Source organism: Pseudooceanicola onchidii, assembly GCF_004959925.1.
GTDB classification, from domain to species: domain Bacteria; phylum Pseudomonadota; class Alphaproteobacteria; order Rhodobacterales; family Rhodobacteraceae; genus Pseudooceanicola; species Pseudooceanicola onchidii.
This window is the reverse complement of record NZ_SPUW01000001.1, coordinates 1,379,323-1,401,832: the sequence shown is the minus strand read 5'-3', so window position 1 is coordinate 1,401,832 and position 22,510 is coordinate 1,379,323. Positions and strand designations below refer to the sequence as shown.

The following is a 22,510-nucleotide window of genomic DNA, read 5'->3' as shown; positions in this document are numbered from 1 at the left end:
GAACGGCGCGCCCTTCCTGGGGCGAATTGAACATGACCCGATCGGGCCGAATGCCCGTCAGGTTGCGGGCGAATACGGCGGATCGGCGGGCAAGTCAAGGGCGCCGGGCCGTGGGGCCTACAATTCCTGCGCCCCCAGTTGCCGCGCCACGGCAAGGCCAAGGGCGTGATACTGCTGGTCATACATCTTGCCAAAGCCCGCGAACAGCGCCCGGTTCAGCCGCTGCCCCTCGGGCAGGCGCGAGAAGTCGATGTAGGCCTGCAACTCGTCATCGCTCAGCGGTTGGTAGGCCATGGTCAGGTAAGCCTGCAGCCATTCGGTGGTGTCGGCGCGGGTGTCTTCTGCATTCTCGTAGACCCGGGCCAGGATTTCGCCTTCGGACATGCGGAAGACCTCGGCCTCGGCCAGCCCGGACAGGAAGGCGAAATTGGTGTTGAGCGCGCCAGACAGGTTGAATTCGATCAGGTCGTTGGCCGCGATGAAGTCGTCGATCATGGCCAGCCGGGCGACAGGGACCGATCCGCCGCGGATCCGGTCGCGGGCCATGTTCTCGGTATCGTCGTCCAGGAAGGCTCGCCGCGCCGACAGTTCCAGCCCGATGATACGGGTGCCGAGGTCACCATCGAAAAAGGCGAAGATGGGCTCGGGGTCGGTCCCCGCGAAATCCTCGGCAAAGGCCGACCGCATCAGGCCGTCCATCGCGGCGGGGTCATAGATGTCGGCCGTATCGGCCTGCCAGCCGCTGCCGGGACGTCCGGGCAGGTAATCCTGCGCCACGCTGTCGGCCATCCCCTGCCCTTCCTCGCGCATGATGGCGAGCGACGCGGGAATATCCAGGACCTGCCACAGGCGGTCGATCACCTGTGGCGCGACTTGAGGACCCTCGGCGGTGTCCTGCGTCTGCGCCTGGGCCGAGAGTGGCGCGATCAGCGCCAGTGCGACGCAGATCGCCTGCAGGATCTTCACAGTTCCTGACCCGGGTTAAGCTCGGCCAGGCGCGACGCGACCTCTTCGAAGCGGTCGGCCATGATTTCGAACTGAACGGCGTTCATCAGCTCATAGACCTCCTGCATCAGCGGGTCTTCCAGCGCTTCGGCATAGGCTTCGAGCTCGGCGTTGCTGAAATCGCGATAGGTCGCGGCCGAAGAGGCCATGCCCGACAGGCGCATTGATTTCTTGGTCTCTTCCGCGGTCTCGGCCTGCGCGGCGCGCAGCCCTTCCTCGTCCACGCGCAGCCGGATCACGCCCGCCTGCTGCGCCGCCATCAGGAACCGGACCTCCAACTCGTTGGCGGCCCGCAGGCTTTGCTCTTCCGACCCGATGGCATCCAGCATCCGCTCGATCAAGGCGAAGCGTTCGGGATCGTCCTGCTGCATCTCGGCCAGGAGCCGCCCGCCCTCGTCCTGCTTGGACGCGCGTTCGCGCATGTGGCTTTCGTTTTCGGCCTGCACCAGCCGCTGGCCCAGGTCCGAGGCGTAGAAATCAGCGCCATGCGCCAGCGCCTCGTCGCTCAGCGTCTGTTCCAGAATCGTCGTCGCGTCTTCCTGCATGCCGTCGACGTCAAAGACATCGCGGCTCAGCAGCGACCAGGTGGCCCCGAAGTCCTGCGCATTCAATCCCAGCATGCGCGGTGCATCTTCCGCCGACAGCTTGATGCTTTCCAGCGATACGTCGAAACCGGTGATGGTCAGGAAGGCCTCGACCTTGTCCCGATCGGCGGCAACAGCCTGGGTCAGGGACAGGACCATCGTGGCAAGGGCGAAAAACAAGGGGCGGACAAGGGCTGCGGGTCGCATCGCGATCGACACCTCCGGGTGTGTCAGGGACAGGTGAGTCTGCGGGCGACGGGCGCCCGATCGAAACGTAGGTCATTTCCTTGGACGTGCAATGCAAAAGGCCCCTTGCGCGCCATCACAAAGGCCGTTAGACGGACCTCCCAGACCCCCGCGGAGAGGTGCCGGAGTGGTCGAACGGGGCGGTCTCGAAAACCGTTGTGGGTGCAAGCCCACCCAGGGTTCGAATCCCTGTCTCTCCGCCACTTTCACCCCTGCGGGTGATGGCAACATCCTGAAAAGCAATGATTCTTCGGGCGACGCCCCTCCTTGGGGCGAGATTTTGCTCCACATTTTGCTACACATTTTTCGTCGAAAACACGGCACCAACGGTGCTGAGGCAGCATTCGCGTCTACCAGATCAGCGTCAGGTTTGGGACGCGTTGGGCTTCGATCGCTACGACCTTGACCGTTATCTTGGAGCCCTCGCATTTGAGCGTCCGAAGTTGCACACCGAAGATCATTCCAGGCCTGTTACTGCGGAGCATGAACACAGGGGCCAGTCATCGTTCACCGTGAGGTTAGCACTACTTTAGGCTCCAGTTCGTGGCCATTCCCATGTAGCAACAATCCCGCGCCCAACAATCGGTCGAATATCACTGATGGTGATTTTTTATTTGACGAGCTACGCCGAATCCGGCACAAGGGTGCCGTGAAGATTGTTCATCCAAGGAGCAGAACCCGTCTTGAGTTGGGGCCTTGAGCCCTGTGGAGACCGATGGTCTCCGATTCAATCCCGTTTACCGGCAGGGACCGCAGCCGCGCGCCGCACCCGCTGGGCACGGGTGCGGCATGTTCGAGGTAAATCGTCGCTGAACTGGCCTTCTTCCCGATGGGCACCGGCACTTCCGCTGGTGGGTATGAAGGAGACTTTCAGGATGAACGAAAGAAATCGACACCAGCGGCGTCGCCGCCGGTCTGGCAGAAACTACGGATGGCTCTGGCGAGTCATTGTCCTGCTGGGTCAGGCAACATACTACGTTGTTCGCTTGTGGTTCTGGTTTATGGACCGGGAGTGAGCGGCGACCTCGAAAATAGCCGAAAGGAGGGCAAGATGGCTGATGTAAAACGACCAATGATCAACGACGCCCTTCGCTTGATCCGCCTATACTATGGGTATTCTCAGGCAGAACTGGCCGAGGAACTCGGGCTTTCCCAGTCCATGATTTCAGAGATCGAACGCAACGCAAAGACGGTTTCGATAGATGTTTTGGAGCGGTATAGTGAGAGGCTCGGCGTAAGAATGTCTCAGCTGATGTTCTTCGCGGAAGAACTCGAAGGCGAACCGGTCCAGAAGCGCGGCAGATTGATCATCGCCAACCGGGTGCTGAAGCTGCTGGAGGCGTTCTCGCCCAAGGAGCACGCTGATGCGGCGCAATAAGAAGCCCGCATACGAACGCTACGATCTGGATCGCTCCCCATTTGCGCAAAGGCCAACGCAGCGAGACGTCGCTGACCTCCTGGGCGAGACGAAGGCCGATCTCGAGCGGCTGATCAACTATAAAGATCAGTTTGTCGTCAGACGACAGGAGCGGATCGCGGGAAAGGACCGCGATCTTGCTTATCCGACCGCCCGCCTGCGAGGCATCCATGAAAGGCTCAAGTTTCACCTGAATAAGGTTCGACAGCCGAGCTATCTATTTAGTCCGCGCAAAAAGCGCAGCCAGCGCGACAACGCGGAGCTGCATCTTGACCAAGACCAATACCTGACCCTGGACATCAAGCAGTTTTACCCTTCCACGACCGACGCCATGGTATTCCGATGGTTCAAAGATGAACTCGGCATGTATGATGACGTGGCGGGGATGCTCACTCACTTGTGCACGATCGACGGAAAAGCCTCCTTCGGCTCGCCGCTGACGCCGGTGCTTTGCACCCTCGTGCACCGGCCGATGTTCGACAGTATTTCCGACATCTGTAGCGCCCGCGGATTGCGACACTCGCTGTGGGTTGATGATCTCACGATCTCTGGAAGGTTCGTTCCGGGCAAGGTTGTCACCAGCATTCGGACAGTCATCCAAGACTGCGGCTTACGTTCTCACAAAATCCGATATCGGTCTGGCAACCGTCCCGTCGTGATCACTGGCATCGGTGTCGTCGGTCGAGACCTGGTTGCTCCCAACTCGCTGAACCTACGGATTAGACGGTATTGGGACGACCTCCACGAGGCCGTCACCGCAGATGAAAAGGCGGCTTGCGCGCAACTTCTGATGAGCCAACTTGGGACTGTCAGGCATATTGTTGGCGCGAAATCCGACGTCGGCCAAAGGGCGGCTGACCAGATGAACATGCTCAAGCAGAAGCGGGCAAAATGGCTTCGGGAGGCTAATGCTGTCACCCCTGCTCGCCAACATGATGCGTCGGTGGATGCGGAAGACATGCCTTTTTAACACGCCGGCCCCTGAGCGGCAGAGTATTAAGCAGAAGGCACGCCACCAGATCACAGGGAATGCTCCAAGACACAAGTTCCTGCGCCCATTCTCATGCTAAGCGACCGACTCCTTTGAAGCTCGAGAGCATATGAGCTTCCGACCATATCAACGGCGCCGGATTGGAAACGCGTTGTGGCGGAGTCGGCAACAACAATCGTTACCAAGTCCTGAACTCCTCTTCACTGCACTATGGAGTTCCCAATGCAGACACCCGCCTACACCCGTGACCAAGTTCTTGCCGCCGCCATGACTCTCATGGCCAAGGGGGAAACCCCTGACCGACTGAACTTGTGGAATGCTCTTGGTCGCCGAGGGCTCGCCACGACGGCCTGGAGCACATTCCTCGCCGTGCGTGAAGAAGGTCTTCCCGACCTGCCTCGGCAGGTCGTGGAAGAAGGGATTTCGCCTGAGGTCGCCAAGGCCACGCAGGCCCATTCGGATACGCTTCGGACCCTGGCCGAGGCTATCAGAGCCGAAGCGGCCCGGCCGCTCGAGCTTCGCGTCCAGGCCCTCGAAAAGATGCTGGTCGAGCGAACCGCATCAGTCACCGACCTCGAAGCTCTTGTGGATGCGATGGAAGAGCAGATGGCAGATCTCGAAGGCCAGCTGTCCCAGATCAAGCGGGGCAATACCCCTCGCCTCATTATCTGAGGCCACCTGGACACGACGATGGTCATCGGCACCGAGGCCGGTTGCAGGCTTTCGCTTGCAGCAAAGGCCTCGGCAGCCCGCCCTTACTGCCCGGCTGGTGGCTGTTTGGGTAACGCCGTCGCGCGAACCAGTTCCCCAAAATGGAACACCTCAACACACGCACCCTCATAGACGCGCTGCCCGTCGCGGCCGATATGGCCACCGCGGACTATGTGCGCCTGCTGCACCCTGACGACGCCATCGGCAAGGTGAACTTTCTGATCGCGGACCGGAAAGATCGGGCCGAGTGCAAGATCTCCGAGATCGCAACCGCTCCGTTCTATGCCACCTGTGCGACCGAACGAACCTCGTTTGTTTCCCTGAACCGGTTTCACGGTCATCGGGAAGATATGCGCCTTGCCGCGCTGAACGCGATGTTCGTCGATCTCGACGCCGATCTCGCTCCAACGGGCCTTGTGGCGGACCCGGCCGCATGGCGCGCCAAGGTCACGGAGATATGCGAGACTGCGGGGTTGCCAATGCCTTCACTGCTGAACGCGACCGGACGCGGCCTCGCCGCTATCTGGCTCATACGACCGTTGCCACCCCATGTGCGGGCACGATGGCGGGCGGCAATCCATGGCCTTATCAGCCTGTTCAGGAGTGCCGGCGCCGATAAGTCTTGTTCGGATACCGCACGCGTTTTCCGCCTCCCTGGCAGCATCAATCCGAAGTCCGGCCGTGTCGTCCGCGTTATTGGCGGAACGCTCCTGCGCTACAATTACGACGCTCTGGAGGACGCCATATACACGGCCCTCGGCCGACCTACACGGCGCCAGCTTCAAGAGCGAAAGCTGCGGCATGTCAAAAAGGCAAGGCGTCGGGTGACCGGCTCGGGGCTTACTCCGGCTGCCAGGTTCCAGCAGATCCTGAACGACCTCGATAAGCTTTGCGTCCTCTGGGGAGGCCAAGTCCCCCAAGGGCGCCGGAACACTTTCCTGCACCTCTATGCGACATGCCTGACGCACTTGCGCGAGCCAGGCGATATTGCGACGGCGATCGACAGGATGGCAGCCGTCGCGACGCCCGGCCTTCCCGCGACAGAAGTCCGGAGTATCGTCCGGAACGCGGAGGACCGTGCAGCGCGGCCTCGGACGGCAAATCCGCTGGATGACGGCAGGTATCATTATTCCGGCGCCCAGGTCGCGCAACTGCTCGACATCACCGATGACGAAGCGCGCTCCCTCAGCCTCCAGCAGGTTTATTCGACCAAGGAACGACGCCGCAGGAAGACCGAACGGGAAAGAGAGCGCCGCGCCGCCGCCGGCGCCGTGCCGCGAGCGGAATACCTCGCAGCGAATGCTATATCGAGAGAGATGCCGTGGAAAGTTCAGGGCATGTCCCGTGCGACTTGGTATCGGAGGGGAAAGCCCGTGATTTCGGAGGTTTCCACTGCACCGTCGGCATTTTTTCAGTGAGACAGGTCCGTGTCCGCTACAGGGGGCAAAGCCTTGCCGAAGGCTGAGGGACCGACATAGCCGAAACAAGGCCGTTTCCCCATTTCCCCAGACCGCGCCAAACCCGCCCACGGACCCAGATTTGACGATCTTTCCATTGATGCGTGCAGCCCCCCGTGAAATCGCTTCGTGGATGCCGCTTCGGGCCAATGTTGGTTTACGCCACCGTGGAAGGATTTACGCATGGATACGCCAGACAGAAAAACGCTGCTCGGTTTCGTAGAGGCAGCCATGAGGTCAGACAATCCGGACCTGCCATCTCTCCGGCTTGCCGCACAGGCCCACTATCGGCCAGGTCCAGGATTTGCATTTATCGAGGTCTACGGCGTTGACGATCAACGCGACCGGCGCCGCGGCATTCGGGCCGAAGCGAGTCGATTGCTCGGATTGTTAGGGTGCAAGGTGGATCTCGAGCCCGGCTACGATGTGTTCACGGTATATCCCACCCGCCCCGAGACGGCGCATCAGCATCTCAGGGCCCTCAAAGTCGTGCGTGAGGCACGATAAATCGGCGAGTCCGACCACAGCGGTGGGTTTGCACCTTTGCCGATGTTAGTGAAGCGCTTGTGACTTGCCACGACACTCGCGCTACCGGATGATGCGAACACGATGAAGAGATACCTGATCGCACTCTTCCTGGCGTTGACCGGGCTGATGATGGTGGCCGCCCCGGTCGCCGTCATGGCCATGTCCGGCTCCATGCTGTGCGAACAGCAGGCGAGCGTCAGTATGCAGCATGCCGCGCAACAGCCTTCGGCTGCTTCGATGGACCATTCCCACCATGGCGCGGACCACGGCATGCATCAGGTGGTTCAGACTTCGGATGAGGCCTCAACGGATTCAGCGCCGATCTGCTGCGATCATGCATGCGTGGCTGAGCTGACGGTGATGCCCGTGGTGCTGGGCGTCGGCCAGATCGCATCGAGTGCGCCGCACGACCTGTCATCGTCCGACCTGACCGAACTGACGCACCCGAACGGGCTGCGACGACCTCCGAAGGCGTGATCGAGCTGTCGTAGGGTGCCGTCCGGCGCCTGCTCTGCCGATCCCTTCCGGAGACCAATCATGAAGTTCCTCTTGGCGGCCGCCGTGCCGCTGGCGCTCGCGGGCTGTGCGCAGCCGTTCGAGCCCCCCTTGGCCGCCCCGCTGACGCGGGCTGCCGATCCAATGACCGCGCGCGCCGCGCCCTCCGGGCCAGCCGTTGCGCACACCTCACGCCCCATCGAGGCGCCCGGCGATTGGCGCCAGCTGAATGACGCGCAGGGGCCGGGAGGGTCGTCATGAAGAGGACCTTCAAAATGAGTGTCGCGCTTCTGCCGCTGGCCCTTGCGGCCTGTGCGGATGCGGGACTGGTCGGTCAGGCCTCGGCCCCGGGCGCGGTGTTTTCGCTGGTGTCCAGCGGGACGAAACAGGCCACCGGCGCGTCGGGCGTCTGGGCGCAATCGGCCGCCGAAGTCGCCGCGAACGAGGCGCGGGCCCGGGCTCTGGTTCATCGCAAGACCATCGGGCCGGACACGGCCGTTCAGGTGGCGCTGATGAACAACCGCGGCCTTCAGGCGGCTTACGCCGATCTGGGGCTTTCGGCGGCGGACCTGTGGGAGGTCGCCATGGGCCCGGTGCCGTCCTTCGGCGTGACGATCTCGGGCATCGGCGAGGTCGGGCTGGCCCGCTCGCTGGAAGCCGTGGTGACGGGCGCGATCCTCGACGCAGCAACCGTGAAACCCCGCCGTGCCATCGCGCAGACAAAGTTCCAGCAGGCGCAGTTTGCCGCCCTTGGGGCGACGATCGCGCTGGCGACAGAGACGCGTCAGGCTTGGATCGACGCGGTTTCAGCCTTCGAGGCCGCCGCGCTGATCGGGCGGGCGCAGGGCACGGCGGATGCGGCATCGGAACTGGCCGCCGAACTCGGTCGCACCGGGGCGATGAACCGGGCCGATCAGGCGCGGGAGCATGTCTTCACCGCCGAGCTCGCCGCCGAACGCGCCGATGCCCGTCTGGAAGCCCAGCTGGCGAAGGAGAAACTGACCCGGCTCATGGGGCTCTGGGGCTCGGATATCGACTTCTATGTTCCGGATCGCCTGCCGGGCCTGCCTGGTCGACGGCCCGGCCGGTCGGATATCGAGAAACTGGCGCTGGAACACCGCACCGACCTCGCCATCGGGCGGCTGGAGCTGGAGGCTATCGCGCAGGAATACCGGCTGGAAGGCCAGACGCGGATGCTCTCGGATATCGAGATCACCGCGGGCGCCGAGGTAGAGCGATCCGACACGCCCACGGGACGCGAGACGGAGACCACTCGTGTGCTGGAAGCGAGCTTCGAGATCCCGCTCTACGACACCGGCAAGCTGACCAGCCGCCGGGGTGAACTGGCCTACATGCGCGCGGCGAACGAGTTGGCGCAGGCGGCGGTCAATGCCCGGTCCGAGGCGCGGTCCGCCCATGCGGCCGTCACCGGCAAATACAACATCGCCCGCCACTGGCGGGACGAGGTGCTGCCGTTGCGCCGCACGATAGATGCGGAGGCGCTAAAGTCCTACAACGGCATGCTCACCTCGACCTTCGACCTGATCACCGATGCCCGCGAGGGCCTTGAAGCCGAACTCAGTTATGCCGAGGCAAAGGCCGACTACTGGCGCGCCGAGGCAGCCATGACCGCCGCCATCTGGGGTGGCGCGACAGGAGGTGCAGAATGAACCGCAGACAACTTCTTGCCGGCGGGGCCGGCCTCGCCATGGCATCCGCCGCGCAGGCGCAGACCCGGTTCCGGGACCTGCCCGAAGCGGCGAGCTATGACAGCCCGAACACGCAGGTCCCGCCGCGCCCCTCAAATGGACCGGACTACAACCCGGTTGTCACGCTCAACGGCTGGTCGCTGCCCTGGCGGATGAACGGCAATGTGAAGGAGTTCCACCTGGTGGCCGAGCCGGTCGAGCGGATCATGGCCAACGGCATGATGGCGCGCCTCTGGGGCTACAACGGCCAGTCCACCGGGCCGACCATCGAAGCCGTCGAAGGCGAGCGTGTGCGCATCTACGTCACCAACCGCCTGCCGGAACACACCACCGTGCACTGGCACGGGCTGATCCTGCCCTCGGGCATGGACGGTGTCGGCGGGTTGTCTCATCCCGCGATCCCGCCGGGCAAGACCTATGTCTACGAGTTCGACCTGACCAAATCCGGCACCTTCATGTATCACCCGCATGCGGACGAGATGGTGCAGATGGCCATGGGCATGATGGGCCTCTTCATCGTGCATCCGCGCGACCCGGCCTTCATGCCGGTGGACCGGGACTTCGCCTTCCTGCTGGCGGCCTACGACATCGACCCGGGCACCTACATTCCGCGCACTGCGACAATGACCGAGTTCAACATGTGGACCTGGAACAGCCGGATCTTCCCCGACATCGACCCGCTGGTGGTGTCCAAGGGCGACCGGGTGCGGGTCCGGGTCGGCAACCTGACGATGACCAACCACCCCATCCACATGCATGGCTACCACTTCGAGGTCACCGGCACCGATGGCGGCTGGGTCCGGCCAGAGGCGCGCTGGCCCGAGGTCAGCATCGACATCCCCGTCGGCGCCATGCGCGCCTACGAGTTTGATGCCGTGCACGAAGGCGACTGGGCCATACATTGCCACAAGGCGCATCACACGATGAACGCCATGGGCCACGGTGTCCCGACCTTCATCGGGGCGGACAAGCGCAAGGTAACCCAGATGATCCGGCGCGAAACCCGGGGCTACATGCCCATGGGCACCGCAGGGATGGCCGACATGGGCGAAATGTCGATGGAACTGCCCGAAAACACCGTGCCGATGATGGCGGGCTGGGGTCCCTACGGCCCGCTGGAAATGGGCGGCATGTTCTCCGTCGTGAAGGTGCGCGACGGCATTGCGGCGGACGACTATACCGACCCCGGCTGGTATGAGAACCCGCCCGGCACACAGGCCTGGGAATGGACCGGCGCGCTTCCCGATGAAGCCCGCAACGACAGCCCCGACACCATCATCTCCCCCCGCGACCACGTGCGTCGCGGCTGATTTCCCGGGCGCGTCCTGCCTCGCAGGGTGCGTCCTCTCACGTCTCGAAAGGACAAAGAAATGAAGAAACTTCTGCCACTCGCCTTCGCTCTCCTCGCAACCGCCGCCGCCGCCTCCGGCGATCATACCGGCTCTCACGACGCCGCGCATGGCGACGCGGGCATGAGCATGGGCACGATCACCAAGATCGACACCCAGTGGCACCGGCTGACCATCGACCACGGGCCGCTTGAGAACCTCGGCATGGAGGGGATGACCATGGTCTTCGAAGTCTCCGATCCGGCGATGCTCGACGGGTTGGCCGAAGGCCAGGAGATCGCCTTCACCGCTGACCGGGTGAAGGGCAAGCTGACCGTGACCGAGATCGCGCCGGAATAAGCCGCAGTTCGGGCCACGGGGGCGCCTCGGGACACCGGGGCGCCCCGCCGGTTCACCAATCCGTGTGGTTGCGCTGGATCAAGGGCACCGGAGCCATTCCGGGTCAGACTGGGCGGGCGTTTTCACCATCCAAGAGGCTGCCATGAAACGTCTCGCACTCCCCCTTGCCCTCTTCGCTCAACCGGCGTTCGCCGATCCGGAGGGCTATGATCACATGATGAACTGGGGCTATGGCTATGGTCCCGGCATGATGTTCGGACCGGTCCTCTGGCTTATCGTCCTTGGTCTGATCGTGGCAGGGGTCATCTGGTTCGTCCGCCGCCTGGACGGGCCAGCGCCGGACGGCAAGGCGTCTGGGGCGCTGGCAGAACTCGACATGCGCCTCGCCCGCGGCGAGATCGACGCCGAGGACTACGCCGCCCGGAAGAAGCTGCTGACCAGCTGACCGACGCCCGTGCGCAGGACGTCAGTCGGCGGCATGTGTCCGCTGGCTCTGCACCTGCTGCGCCTGTTCCGGCCAGGTCGAGCGGATGTAGGCGAGGATATCCAGCACCTGGCCTTCGGTCAGCGCGTCCTCGAACGCGGGCATCCCGCTGTTGAAGCCGGTCACGCCGCGCGCCTCCAGCGCCGCCTGACCGCCTTTCAGCGTATATTCCAGCAGCAGCGGCGTATCGTGGTGCCAGGTGTGGCCGGTTACGTCGTGTGGTGGCGCGGGCAGGACGCCATCCGCGCCGGGGCTGCGCCAGTCGGGCTGCCCCTCCAGCGCCGCGCCGTGGCAAGAGGCGCAGTTTTCCGCATAGAGCGCGGCGCCCGTTTCGACGTCCCGACCGGTGAGGCGGTGGTCAGCCTGCGCGGCGGTGGCCGCGCAGGCGATCAACAGGGCAGCCAGTCTCATTTGGCCCGGAAATCGGCGTGGCAAGCACCGCACGCCTTGCCGATCTGTCCCATCGCCGGGCCGAGGTCCGCCGCCGTCTCGATGGTTCCGGCGAGGCTGCCCGTGACCGCCTCCAGGTCCTTCGCGCGGGCCGTGAAGGTGTCGAACTCGTCCCAGATCACCGGCAGGGCCTCGGACTTGGGGTCGAGCGCCTTCTTCTCGAAAAGCGACGGGATGTAGGAGGCCTCCTTGGACATCTTGGCAAGGGCGGTGTTCACCGCATCGGCGTCGAAATCCATTTGCCCCTTTGCCATGGAACCGATGACCTTCATCTGGTCGGCCAGCGCCGACATGCCCATCATTCGGTTCATCACGTCCGGGTCCTTCACGCCGCTGTGGGCGAAGGCTGCGGTGCCGGTGGCGATCAGCGCGATGGCGATGTATTTCTTCATGGTATGTCCTTCCTGTTTAGGGGGTCAGCTTACATTGATCCAGGCGGTCATGCCCGAGGACGCGTGGCCGAGCATATGGCAGTGGAACAGCCACTTGCCGTGGTTGTCGGCGACGAAGGCGATCTCCAGCGGTTCGTCCGGATAGCTGAGGATCGTGTCGCGCATCGGGCCGAGGGTTCCGTCCTGGGCCACCTGCCGGAAATGCATGCCGTGCAGGTGCATGGCATGGGCAAAGGCCGTATCGTTGGTCAGCTTGACGCGCACCGTCTCGCCCCGGTCGAGGCTGGCGAAGGGCGTCTCGGTCATGCCGACCTGCCCGGACAGGGCCCAGAACTGCCCCTGCCCCGCCATCTGACGAAACCCCATGGAGCGGCCGTTCATCATGGCGCCGGACATGCGCCCCATGGCGCCGCCCTCCATGACCATGTCGAGCCGCCGGGCGCTGTCGATCCCCGGCACCTCCATGCGCGGGTTCGGCGGCAGGGCGGCGGGCGTATCGCGCCGGGTCGCGGATGCTTTGCCGTTGACCGGGAACCGTGCCTGCGGCCGCCATTGGTCGTCGTCGTCGAACCTGACGAGTGCCGCGGTCTCACCGTCATCCGCCGTCACATCTACGATCAGGTCGATGCGCTGAGCGGGGGCGAGGATCAGCTCGGCGGCCACCGGCTCCGGCGTGGGCAGCGGCATGCCATCCAGCGCGACGGTCCAGCCGTCGAGGCCCGCCAGCCGAAGCACGAAGATCCGTGCATTGGAGGCGTTGATCAGACGCAGGCGGAGCCGTTCGTTGGCCTTCACGTCACGCGCGAAGTCAAAGGTCCCGTTGGTGCCCATGAGGTTGCCGAGCCGCCCGCCATGGCTGAGGCTCATCATGTGGCCGAAGGGTTCGGCGAACTGGCCGTCCTCGGGGTTCAGCAGCCAGTCGTCGAGGACCAGCACCTCGTCCCGGTCGACCTCCGGAGCATCCGCTTCCTCGACAATCAGCGCACCGGAAAGGCCACGCGCCACCTGTTCGAAGGAGTTCGTGTGCGCGTGATACCAGTAGGTGCCCGCGTCCGGCACGGCGAAGTCGTAGTCGAAGGTTCCGCCCGGCGGCACCGCCTCCTGCGTCAGGCCGGCGACGCCGTCCATCGCGTTGTCGATGCGGATGCCGTGCCAGTGGATCGAAGTCGGTTCGGCCAGGTCGTTCACCAACCGGCGGGTCACGCGGCCGCCCTGCGTCACGCGCAGGACCGGGCCGGGCAAAGTGCCGTCGTAGCTCCAGACCTCGGTCGGAGCGTATTTCGGCGGTGCGATCTGGGCGGTGGCAACGCGGGCGGTCAGCGTCTGCGGTCCCGCCGCCCGCACCGGAAGCGTGGCAAGGCCTGCGGACCCGGCCAAAGCGCCGCAGAAGCCGCGGCGTGTCATGCGAAGGCTCATGTCACTCGATCCCGTTGGCGCGTTGAAGTTCGCGAACATAGGCGACGATATTGCCGACATCAGCCTTGGTCAGCCCAGACTGGGCGGGCATGTCGCCGAAGGTCCAGTGATGCGACCGGACGCCGTTCTGGACGGCCATCTGAAACGCCATGTCCGCGTGATGGTTCGGCTCGTAGATCTTGTGGACCAGCGGCGGGCCGAAGCCCTGTTTCCCGCTTGCATTGGTGCCATGGCAGGCGGCGCAGGTCGCGTCGAATGCCCGTTGGCCGATCATGGCATCAGCGGACATCGTGTCGGGCACGGTGATCGAGACGATCGGTTCGCCCTCTGCCGGCTGTGCACTTGGCGCCGGGGCACCGGGACGGGTGAGGTAATAGGCTCCGCCTGCAACGGCGACAATGGCCAGAGCGGCGGGAATGATCTTGTTCATGGGTATTGATCCTGAAGGGCTCGGCCGATGAGGCCGAACAAGTCGATGAACTGCGACAGGTGTCGCAGTCGCGGCTTCGATGCCGTCAGGATCGCGGAGGTGGCAGGTCCCGGGAGAGGGAAACGGATCGCAGGCCGACCGTGTCGTGAGGGCGCGTGCTGCGGGACATCTCCGGATCCGCTATGACCGACAGAGAGACCGGCAGCGCGTGGATTGCCGGACCACAGCCGGCCCCGTGATGACAGTCGATGCCCGAGGCGTGTCCGCCCGTGTCGTCCATGTCCAGGCAGTCGGCGCAGTCCCCGTTGGTCTTCGCGTCACCCATTTCGACATGCGGCATGTCATGCGCCTGCGCCGCACCGGGCAGAAACGCCCAGGCGGTTACGATCAACGCTATGATGACGAGGATATGCCGCACGGGACCTCCGGATGAGTGACCGAACTATGACGCGATGCGCGTTTCGAGGTCAACTGTGGCGGGCCATCACACTTCCGTTCATCCGGCAAACACCCGCACGCCCATCCAGATCCCCATGAGCATCATCATCAGGTTCTCAGTCAGCGAGATGAACCCGAGCGGCACGTTGGAATCCCCGCCCACGCAGGCGCACTTGAGTTCGCGTTTGTCGATGTAGACCGCCTTGAACACGCTCACCGCACCGATGGTCCCGATGAAGAGCGCCACGGGGGCCGAGAGCCACGGCAGGATCCCCGCGGTCATAAGGATGCCGGCGAGCGCCTCGCCATAAGGATAGACCTTGCCGTAGGGCACCCATCTTTTCGCCAGCAGGTCGTAGTTGAGGAACATGGTCGAGAACTGTTCGACATCCTGCAACTTCTGGATCGCCAGAACGGTCATCGACAGCGAAATGAACCAGATGAAGCTCTGCCAGGTCAGAACGGTGCCATACTGGTGCCAGGCCAGACCGAGCGCCAGCAGCGCGCAGACCGAAAAGATCGCGATCACGGGCCGGTAGCTTGTGTCGCTCTGCTCCTCCTTCGGCGGGTCGATCCCGAGAAAGATGCGCAGCTCGTCGTGGCCGCCGATCCGCTCGCCATCGACGAAGGTCTGCGGGGTTGTCTTCACATTGTGCTCCCGCATGAAGGCGTCCGTCTCTTCGCGGGTCTTGAGATGGTGGTCCTCCACCTCGTAACCGTGCGTTTCGAGCAGGTGCTTCGACTTCAGGCCATAGGGGCAGGTGTGCTCCGGCATGACCATGCGGTAGAGGGCGGCGGTCTGCTTGGTGTCCTTGGGCATGTCGATCTCCTCAGTTGGCGCAGGTGAACTGGCCGCGGAACCCGGCGGTGTAGTCGGGCCCGGCGGTCACGATCAGGTCGTGCAGGTCGCCGTCGTCCGTTTGGTTGATCTTTGCCGTCAGCGGGTCGGCGGCAAAGCCGTCGCCGGCGGCCTCAAGCCGGACAAGGTCGCCGCTGATCCGTATCAACGCGCTGTCGTCGCCCGTCACAAGCACCGGCGGGCTGGTCTCGGTATAGGTGAAGCGGCAGTCGGCACCATCGGGGAAGACCTTCGCGATGTCGTCCTCCGTCAGGAACTCCGGATCGACGGTCTTGACGACCTCGGTCGACAGCGCCTCGGCAGCATCCTTCAGCTTCGGCGCGGCGGCGGCAGGCCCCGGCTGTGCCTCGCCATTCGCCGCGATGTCGGCGAGCAAGTAGCGCATCTCGGCGATCTCCTTGTCCTGAGCGTAGATGATCCCATCCGCCAGCTCGCGCACGCGCGGGTCGGTCAGATTGGCCCGTGAAGAGGTCATGATGGCGATCGAATGGTGCGGGATCATCGCGCTCATGTAGGACCGGTCCTGCACAGTCGCCTGGCTGCGCACCAGCCAGAGCGCCCCGGCGAATACGACGACGGACCCGGCGAAAATGGCGATATTGGCGGTGCGGTTCTTATACATGCCCAGCATGAAAGCCAGCATCACGAAAGCCATAACGGCCCCCATGACCAGCGCCATGTAGGCGCGCGTTTCCGACCAGAAGACATGGCTGACGAGATAGGTGTTCAGATACATCAGACCGAGCATCAGCAGGGTCGAGGTCGCGATCATGAGGAAAAAACGGGTGTAGGCCATCGGGGTTCTCCTGAAGTGTTCAGGAGAACAACAACCCTCCAGTGGCTGGATGTTCCCGAAAAAGTCATGAAGCCCGCATGAGGACTGACGAAATCACCGGGTCCCATTGGTTAGCCGCCGCGAAGGCGGTAGAGGAGAAAAAGGTGTTTCCGTCTGAAACGGCGCCACCCTATCTCCTTGCCAAGGACCCGGTGTGAGCCGCCGCGTAGGCGGCGGAGAAAGACGCTCTTGATACAAGAGTGCGCCGGGTCCCACCAGTTAGCCGCCGCATAGGCGGCAGAGGAGAAAAAGGTGTTTCCGGCTGAACCGGCGCCACCCTATCTCCTTACCAAGGACCCGGTGTGAGCCGCCGCGTAGGCGGCGGAGAAAGACGCTCTTGATACAAGAGTGCGCCGGGTCCCACCAGTTAGCCGCCGCGAAGGCGGTAGAGGAGAAAAAGGTGTTTCCGTCTGAGTCGGCGCCACCCTATCTCCTTACCAGGGACCCGGTGTGAGCCGCCGCGTAGGCGGCTGAGAAACAACGCTCTTGATACGAGAGTGCGCCGGGTCCCACCAGTTAGCCGCCGCGAAGGCGGTAGAGGAGACCGCGATCTCCAGCCCGAACTTCGTGATCCTTGTGTTGAAGATGCGGATATCGCCCCGGTGGGAGATCGCAGGTCCCCAAGGAAAAACCTTCGGAGACGGCAGTCAGATTGCCAATCTCTCAGGTCACAACCGCTCCGATTCAGTTCTTCATGGAATCATGCGGTAGCTGCTGATCGCGACTATCGGTCGATGCCGGCTATTGCTTCTCTCCGGGCGACGCGGGCAGAGGCTCAAGACCAAGAAACTTCCGATCTGTCGGTCGATTGATGTGTTTGTCGATGAACCGTTCCAACTTCTTGCGATCCTCCGGGCTGGCCTTGGCCATCGCCGCCAGAAACGCACCACCGTGGATGTATTTACGCCGATCGTCTTCCTTGCGCTGACGCTTCTTCTCCTCGCCCTCCGCAGATTTCAAGCGCGCCTGCGCCTGCTCCAGCTTTTCCTTGAGCATCTCTACCCGTTTGCTGCGATCTGTCATGGGACCACCTCCTGATTTCGCATTTCCGAAAGGGAGATGTTGCCCCGCCTTGCTTCGCGCACCCGAAAATCAGAACGGCGACGCGAGAACATCTGTGCACGGCACCAGTCCCCGCCGCCGAGAGGCAAGGGCGCAGTTACGCAAAGTCGAGACTTTGCCGCGCGCTGCCGCGGGCATTGAGGAGCGGATACCCGACCCGGGCCCGATTTCATTTCTATGAAACACTTGCGCCCACATCCAGCCAGCCATTGCCCACTCCTGGTCATTTCCCGATCGGACGGACGGTCATCCGTCGCCGCGGCCGCTTACGCCTCTCGGAGCCGGATGACCGATCATCGGACTGGTCTGATTTTCAACTATCGCAATGTTCCGGGTCTCCTGCACGAGGGCCTCGTGGGCTGGAAATCCTCTGCCGAGGAACTTTGGAACGCCGCCGAGAAATCCGAGGTGCGAAGCAACGCGCGTGTCGCGAGGGAACTGAGGCCGGCCCTGCCCGCTGAGCTGCCGCACAACGAGCAGATCCGTCTGGTTCACGGGTTTGCGTGCTGGCTGCGAGACTCGTTCGGTGTTGCCGTCCATTATGTGACCCACGCCCCCAGATTCTTCGACGAAGAATGGGGGAAGGCGCTCTGGAAAAACCGTGGGACGGAGGTCGGCGAACAGGACTATTTTACCGCTCTAAAAGACCCAACAAAGAGCAATATCAACTTTCATGCGCACATCCGCTTCACGACCCGGGAAGTCGAGCGCGATAGTGGCGTTTTCGGAGAGAAAACGCGTGTGCTCGACGCACGGGACACCGGTGCCGCCTGCGTCCTTCTCATGCGCCAAGAATGGGAAACCCGAACAAACGCCGCGCTCAAACGCTGTGGATCATCCGCTCGTATCGACCTGCGTTCCTACGCCGATCAAGCAGCGGCTGGCGACGCTCCGGAAGGGCTTGAGCCCCAGAGGCACGAGGGACCGAAGACGGCAGCGATCAAAAGAAAACGGCGGCAGGCAAAAGCAGCACCAGCGGGGGCCAGACAACGGGACCGCGCGACCGTGCGCTCAAGGAATGAGGCTCTGTGGCAGGCGTGGGATCTGAAGCGCGCGAGGCAACGGGAAAAAGCTCGGAGATCCGGAGAGTCGCAGCATATCGCGAACAAGCGGGAGGCTGAGCGCCGACAGGAAGCCACGGCTCATGCCGACAGGATCCGTTCAGCCGATACTGATGAAGCAATAAGGGCCGCGGTCGAACAGTCACACTCCGTCGAGAGCACTCGAGCTGGATGCGGCTGGGCCCAGGCTATCAGCGACGCAATGGCCGGACGCGGTCCCTTCGCCGAAGGTTTCGAGAACGACGAAACGATAGATCCCGAGAACTGCAATCTGCCCCATGCTCCGGAACCCGAACCGATCATGCGGCCGGTCGCGGTGAAGCGCCGCTCACCGCGGCAGCGCACACGGGGATAATGGCGTGACACAGGCGACGGTTTGTTGCTGAGGCACTCCGCATTTCTCCTACCGACTGTATGCCCGCCCGCCTCCAATAGCGCCGAAACGAGGTTAAGCGGCGATCCTGCTGCACTTCCACCGAGAGGGATATCTGCACCGGCTGCACGCGCGTTGTGACGCGCATCCGGTGGCCGATACCCGAGAGAGGCAATGTTGGACCGCGTCGATCATCGAAACCAGGAGATATTGATGTTCGATCACACAACCCATGTAGCAGCCAACTGGGCCGAACATGTCCAGCCAGGTCATGTCGTGCTGTTTCGCTTCCCCGTTCGCTATCCGCAAACGAAAGACGGAGTGCCGATGACACGCCCATGCCTCGTCCTGGAAGTCGATGGCGAAGGCGCTTCCCAAAAGGTCGTGCTCGCTTATGGCACGACTGCGACATCGGTCTCGCACACCGGCTACGACATTAGTCTCACGCGCTTGTCCGACCTAAGAAGTGCAGGTTTGAAACGGCCCACCCGCTTCATCGGCGCTCGTCTGTTGTCGGTCAGTCCGAACCATGAGGGCTTCCCTATTGGTATGACCGGCACGCCAATCACAGGTCGTCTGGCAGAAGCCCCTTGGGAACGGATGCAATGCGTGCGTGCTCGTCTCCATGCCGAGCACGACATCGCGGTCGAGCACCAGAGGGAACGCAGCTCAACCTCCGTCGCCGTTGAGCATCGGATGCGACGAACGATGAAAAAGGGACGCCAGTCGGCAGTCTGACAACCGGCAGTATGACCGGCCCCTCCAAGGTGAGGGCCGGTCGCACTCCGGCTCGCAGACCTGGAGAGAAACATGTTTCCGAAACCCACCTCATACGACAACGGCAACAACCATCGCTTGGTGCATTTCTTCGATCAAAAAATACACGGAGATTTCGAGAGGATCGAGGACATCCTCGCTGACGCGTCGCGCCATACCCGAGCAGCGTGCGAGGCCATCAGTCAGCTTCCCTACGAGGCGTTCAAGCCACTCCAGCGATGGTCTGGCGACCTCGGCAAGCATCTCGAAAAGAACTCACTGCTCAGCGAGGGTTTCCTCCACGCTGCTCGTTCGGCACTTTGCGAAATAGCGAAGCTGGAGGTTGAGTTGGCACCCGGTCTGATCGACGATGCCACGCGACATTTGCGCGATGCTCTGGAGGCATCCTACCGTGTCTCCGACTTGCTCGCAGCGGAGCAAGCCATCGCCAAGCACCGCGGAAACCGAAACTGACGCCGAGATCGCCGGGGCTGGATCCCCCGGCGCCAGGGCGCGCTGGCCCCACTCACCTTTCTTTTGCTCAAGCTGGCGCGCCCGTCCTGACACCACCGCCTTTACCGGCAATGCATACCAGGAAGTGATCATCGTTCCCGGAAAGACCGGTCACAGGTCAGAACGAACTGTTTCCTATACAGATGTTTATCCGGCGAAATCTGTCGGCTACTTTCAACCTCAGCACGAATGGAGCAACTTCATGTAGCGATCACCTTCCAGGCCCACGAAACCAGCCGCATCCCTGCGGTGGTCGGGCATGGAGTGCTATGTCGAAACAGACAGCCGCACGGGCCGCGGCGAACGCAAGAGCCCAAGTCTCCCTGACCTCCTCGACCGCGCAGATCCAAAAGGTCAAAAGCGCCCTCAGCGAGGCCGCGAGGCAGATCACTCAGGGCGAAACCTGGGTGCTCCCTTACTTGAAAAGGTTCAAGGACGAACTTGCCCGGCTCGAAGACGACCAAGACCTTCTCCTGCAAGCCCACGAAATCGCCAACGCCGCCCCTCGCAGGGCGGCGTAATGCTTTCACATCTACCGGAAACGGAGTGATCAGCGCGTGCAGCTTAACATGGCGTGCATGTCGTATGGTGCTATCGTCGAGTGAGATATGTCCGACAACACAGAAAACACTGAAAAAAAGGCTGCTATGTCACACTATGCGGTCATCGACTTCGAAGCCAGCAGCCTTTCGTCTGACAGCTGGCCGATCGAGATCGGTTTGTCATGGCTCGACGATGGACAGGTTAGGACCTGGTCATCTCTTATGCGGCCATCCAGATCATGGAGCCTCGATGACTGGTCTGATGAGAGCGCAGCAGTTCACCGGATCCCCATAGAAATCGTCCACGCTGCGCCATGCGTCGATGTAGTCGCGGCCCGTTTCTTCGAAGTCCTCGGAACGCGCCAGTTGGTCTCCGACGCGCCGGTCTTTGAAACACACTGGTTAACCAGAATGACCGAGGCCGCTGACCAGCCGGCCAAAGGACCGGTGCTCGATTTCCACCGGGTTTCATTCGCGAACTTCAGCGGCCTTGCCCTCGATTTGCTATACGAAACGATCGAGAGAAAGGTTGTGCCGCATCGAGCTGGCCCCGACAGCGCCCGATTGGTTGCTGGTTGGCGCAGAGCCCTTGCGCATCATGAGGACCACCTCTCGTAGATTTTGCCGCAGCACCCGGTTTTGCCACGATCATGCGAGATGATCGGGCACCGGCAAGGACAGCTGCTGGGCAATCTCGTGCCGCTTTTCGAGCGTCACATCGTCACCGTAGACCGGCCGCCCCCGGATCTTTTTGATGCTGTGGCCCATCATGTGGCCCTTCTCCGTTTCGCTCACCCGGAACGCCTCCATCCTGCTCTCCCAGGAATGCCGCAGACCTCCGATCGTGTGCTCTGGCGAAGGAAAGAGACCACTTGTCCTGAGACGGCCATTCACATTGCCGGAATATCCGCCTTTTCCGCGATACCTCGGGAACCCATCCGGGTTTCGCCGTGCCGCCGCCAAGGCGACGCCCACCAATGGCACCTTTCGTTTTGAAGCGGTGTTCTTGATTTCGCGTCGGAGCTCGCCGTTGTTATTCGCGACGAGAATATGGGGAATAGCTGCATCCAGCACGATCGCCTCTGGCGGAAGATCATGGATTTCTGATTGCCGACACCCCGTCTCGATGGAGATCAGCAGGATGTCACGCGCCTCCGCATTGAGATTGTCGAACGCCCCGGGTGCAAACCATTTCTCGACGATCCAGTCGGTCGGGATTTCGAGCCTCCGGTTTTCATTATTGTGCCGATCACGCAAACTGACCCTCCGATACGGCTCGGGAGGGTTCGGTCGCGCGATGTTCTCGTAGTAACGCCTAAGCATTCCTGCGAGGTTGGCGAACTCTTTGTTTGCGCTCTCAATCGCAAGGCCTTCGGCAGCCACCCTGCGCTTCCACCACGCTCGATGCCGTAGCGCGACCGCATGGTCGATATCCTCAACGAGGATGTCGGCACCGTCCAACGCCGCCCGTAGGTTGCTGGCAGCCCGGATTTTCGCATTGCGCCAGACCCGCATCTGGTTGGGATTTTTGAACCGATTGTCGAATGCAGCAAGCTGCTCATCAGCAGCCGCGAACTGGGATAGTCGCAGGCCCGTCTGCTCCACGCCGCCAAGCACGGCCTTCGCGACCGTTGGATCGCCTCCATGCCTTTCCACGGCGGCGAACCGACCCAACAACTCATCCAGGGGTGCCGTCACGAGTTCCGCGACTGGGCGATATAGAAATCCTTCATTGGCAGCGATATGCGAGGCAGCGGCCAGTTGATCTATGGAGTCTGACATTTCCAGTGTGAGCGCCCGCATGGCCTCAAGGTCCTTGAGGATCTGAGCTTCAGCGGCGGGCAGCAGCTCGCGCGCGCGTCGCTCGCTGTCCGTCCGAAGACTGCGGTGAATCTCACTGCGACCGGCGACATCGAGATATCTACGCGGGACCCGCATCCGGAGATGCCAAGTGCCGTTTCGCTTATGCAATCCCGCCATGATTTCCCCCGTATCGGACCCGGTCCCGATGCCATAGCTTCAGCCGGGTTTGCTCCACATTTTGCTACACAATGCCCGGCATGTGTCG

26 protein-coding genes and 1 tRNA gene are annotated in these 22,510 nt (G+C 62.6%); 16 read left to right on the top strand and 11 right to left on the bottom strand.

The features are described from left to right. Positions 1-117: 117 nt before the first annotated feature. Both E4S58_RS06730 and E4S58_RS06725 read right to left on the bottom strand, forming a co-directional pair. On the bottom strand, positions 118-966 hold the full coding sequence (locus tag E4S58_RS06730; RefSeq protein WP_136635553.1) for a hypothetical protein: 849 nt from the start codon (positions 964-966) through the stop codon (positions 118-120). Continuing rightward, a complete protein-coding gene (locus E4S58_RS06725) occupies positions 963-1,796 on the bottom strand; it encodes a DUF2059 domain-containing protein (protein ID WP_136635862.1) in 834 nt (277 codons plus the stop codon). The genes E4S58_RS06730 and E4S58_RS06725 overlap by 4 nt, the downstream gene beginning before the upstream one ends. A 152-nt stretch (positions 1,797-1,948) precedes the next feature. Here E4S58_RS06725 and E4S58_RS06720 point away from each other — a divergent pair. From E4S58_RS06720 to E4S58_RS06670, 11 genes are all read left to right on the top strand, one after another. Beyond that, positions 1,949-2,038: transfer RNA gene (locus tag E4S58_RS06720), tRNA-Ser, on the top strand. An 848-nt stretch (positions 2,039-2,886) separates the two neighbouring features. Further along, a complete protein-coding gene (locus E4S58_RS06715; RefSeq protein WP_136635552.1) occupies positions 2,887-3,213 on the top strand; it encodes a helix-turn-helix domain-containing protein in 327 nt (108 codons plus the stop codon). Next, complete coding sequence (locus E4S58_RS06710) at positions 3,200-4,222, top strand: reverse transcriptase family protein (RefSeq protein WP_136635551.1); 1,023 nt, start codon at positions 3,200-3,202, stop codon at positions 4,220-4,222. Before E4S58_RS06715 ends, E4S58_RS06710 begins: the two co-directional genes overlap by 14 nt. 243 nt (positions 4,223-4,465) lie before the next feature. Next, positions 4,466-4,915: a DNA-binding protein gene (locus tag E4S58_RS06705; RefSeq protein WP_169052612.1), complete on the top strand. Its 450-nt coding sequence runs from the start codon at positions 4,466-4,468 to the stop codon at positions 4,913-4,915. 140 nt (positions 4,916-5,055) lie between these two features. Beyond that, positions 5,056-6,372, top strand: coding sequence for a hypothetical protein (locus E4S58_RS06700; RefSeq protein WP_136635549.1), 1,317 nt, complete (start codon positions 5,056-5,058; stop codon positions 6,370-6,372). Between the two features lie 222 nt (positions 6,373-6,594). Then, entirely contained in the window at positions 6,595-6,918 is a 324-nt protein-coding gene (locus E4S58_RS06695; protein ID WP_136635548.1) for a hypothetical protein, read from the top strand. 102 nt (positions 6,919-7,020) lie between these two features. Continuing rightward, positions 7,021-7,416: a hypothetical protein gene (locus E4S58_RS06690; protein WP_136635547.1), complete on the top strand. Its 396-nt coding sequence runs from the start codon at positions 7,021-7,023 to the stop codon at positions 7,414-7,416. Between the two features lie 293 nt (positions 7,417-7,709). Further along, the gene (locus E4S58_RS06685; RefSeq protein WP_205965362.1) at positions 7,710-9,104 is read left to right on the top strand and encodes a TolC family protein; all 1,395 of its coding nucleotides are present in this window, start codon (positions 7,710-7,712) and stop codon (positions 9,102-9,104) included. Next, positions 9,101-10,453, top strand: coding sequence for a multicopper oxidase family protein (locus E4S58_RS06680; RefSeq protein ID WP_136635545.1), 1,353 nt, complete (start codon positions 9,101-9,103; stop codon positions 10,451-10,453). The genes E4S58_RS06685 and E4S58_RS06680 overlap by 4 nt, the downstream gene beginning before the upstream one ends. Positions 10,454-10,513: 60 nt before the next feature. Further along, positions 10,514-10,831 (top strand): copper-binding protein, encoded by a 318-nt coding sequence (locus tag E4S58_RS06675; protein ID WP_136635544.1) that lies wholly within the window; start codon positions 10,514-10,516, stop codon positions 10,829-10,831. Between the two features lie 142 nt (positions 10,832-10,973). Beyond that, the gene (locus tag E4S58_RS06670; protein ID WP_136635543.1) at positions 10,974-11,276 is read left to right on the top strand and encodes an SHOCT domain-containing protein; all 303 of its coding nucleotides are present in this window, start codon (positions 10,974-10,976) and stop codon (positions 11,274-11,276) included. A gap of 21 nt (positions 11,277-11,297) precedes the next feature. On the opposite strand, the gene E4S58_RS06665 is transcribed toward E4S58_RS06670, so the two are convergent. The 8 genes from E4S58_RS06665 to E4S58_RS06630 form a co-directional block, all read right to left on the bottom strand. Next, entirely contained in the window at positions 11,298-11,726 is a 429-nt protein-coding gene (locus tag E4S58_RS06665) for a c-type cytochrome (RefSeq protein ID WP_136635542.1), read from the bottom strand. Further along, entirely contained in the window at positions 11,723-12,157 is a 435-nt protein-coding gene (locus E4S58_RS06660) for a c-type cytochrome (RefSeq protein ID WP_136635541.1), read from the bottom strand. Before E4S58_RS06660 ends, E4S58_RS06665 begins: the two co-directional genes overlap by 4 nt. 24 nt (positions 12,158-12,181) lie before the next feature. After that, a complete protein-coding gene (locus E4S58_RS06655) occupies positions 12,182-13,561 on the bottom strand; it encodes a multicopper oxidase family protein (RefSeq protein WP_136635540.1) in 1,380 nt (459 codons plus the stop codon). A gap of 13 nt (positions 13,562-13,574) precedes the next feature. Continuing rightward, positions 13,575-14,003 (bottom strand): c-type cytochrome, encoded by a 429-nt coding sequence (locus E4S58_RS06650; RefSeq protein ID WP_136635539.1) that lies wholly within the window; start codon positions 14,001-14,003, stop codon positions 13,575-13,577. Between the two features lie 85 nt (positions 14,004-14,088). Further along, positions 14,089-14,421: a hypothetical protein gene (locus E4S58_RS06645; RefSeq protein WP_136635538.1), complete on the bottom strand. Its 333-nt coding sequence runs from the start codon at positions 14,419-14,421 to the stop codon at positions 14,089-14,091. Between the two features lie 78 nt (positions 14,422-14,499). Beyond that, positions 14,500-15,261: a MauE/DoxX family redox-associated membrane protein gene (locus E4S58_RS06640; RefSeq protein ID WP_205965361.1), complete on the bottom strand. Its 762-nt coding sequence runs from the start codon at positions 15,259-15,261 to the stop codon at positions 14,500-14,502. A 10-nt stretch (positions 15,262-15,271) separates the two neighbouring features. Next, on the bottom strand, positions 15,272-16,096 hold the full coding sequence (locus E4S58_RS06635; RefSeq protein WP_136635537.1) for a DUF6692 family protein: 825 nt from the start codon (positions 16,094-16,096) through the stop codon (positions 15,272-15,274). 780 nt (positions 16,097-16,876) lie between these two features. Further along, on the bottom strand, positions 16,877-17,158 hold the full coding sequence (locus E4S58_RS06630) for a hypothetical protein (RefSeq protein ID WP_136635536.1): 282 nt from the start codon (positions 17,156-17,158) through the stop codon (positions 16,877-16,879). Positions 17,159-17,374: 216 nt separating this feature from the next. Between E4S58_RS06630 and E4S58_RS06625 the strand changes: the two genes are divergently transcribed. The 5 genes from E4S58_RS06625 to E4S58_RS06605 all read left to right on the top strand — a co-directional run bounded on the left by E4S58_RS06625 (position 17,375) and on the right by E4S58_RS06605 (position 21,060). Beyond that, positions 17,375-18,613, top strand: coding sequence for a MobA/MobL family protein (locus E4S58_RS06625; RefSeq protein ID WP_136635535.1), 1,239 nt, complete (start codon positions 17,375-17,377; stop codon positions 18,611-18,613). A 231-nt stretch (positions 18,614-18,844) separates the two neighbouring features. Further along, positions 18,845-19,369: a hypothetical protein gene (locus tag E4S58_RS06620; RefSeq protein WP_136635534.1), complete on the top strand. Its 525-nt coding sequence runs from the start codon at positions 18,845-18,847 to the stop codon at positions 19,367-19,369. A 72-nt stretch (positions 19,370-19,441) separates the two neighbouring features. Next, positions 19,442-19,861 (top strand): hypothetical protein, encoded by a 420-nt coding sequence (locus E4S58_RS06615; RefSeq protein WP_136635533.1) that lies wholly within the window; start codon positions 19,442-19,444, stop codon positions 19,859-19,861. A gap of 308 nt (positions 19,862-20,169) precedes the next feature. After that, on the top strand, positions 20,170-20,421 hold the full coding sequence (locus E4S58_RS06610; protein WP_136635532.1) for a hypothetical protein: 252 nt from the start codon (positions 20,170-20,172) through the stop codon (positions 20,419-20,421). An 87-nt stretch (positions 20,422-20,508) separates the two neighbouring features. Next, on the top strand, positions 20,509-21,060 hold the full coding sequence (locus E4S58_RS06605; RefSeq protein WP_136635531.1) for a 3'-5' exonuclease: 552 nt from the start codon (positions 20,509-20,511) through the stop codon (positions 21,058-21,060). A 30-nt stretch (positions 21,061-21,090) separates the two neighbouring features. Here E4S58_RS06605 and E4S58_RS06600 read toward each other — a convergent pair whose 3' ends face one another. Next, positions 21,091-22,422, bottom strand: a complete 1,332-nt coding sequence (locus E4S58_RS06600) for a DUF6538 domain-containing protein (RefSeq protein ID WP_136635530.1) — start codon at positions 22,420-22,422, stop codon at positions 21,091-21,093. Positions 22,423-22,510 lie beyond the last annotated feature (88 nt).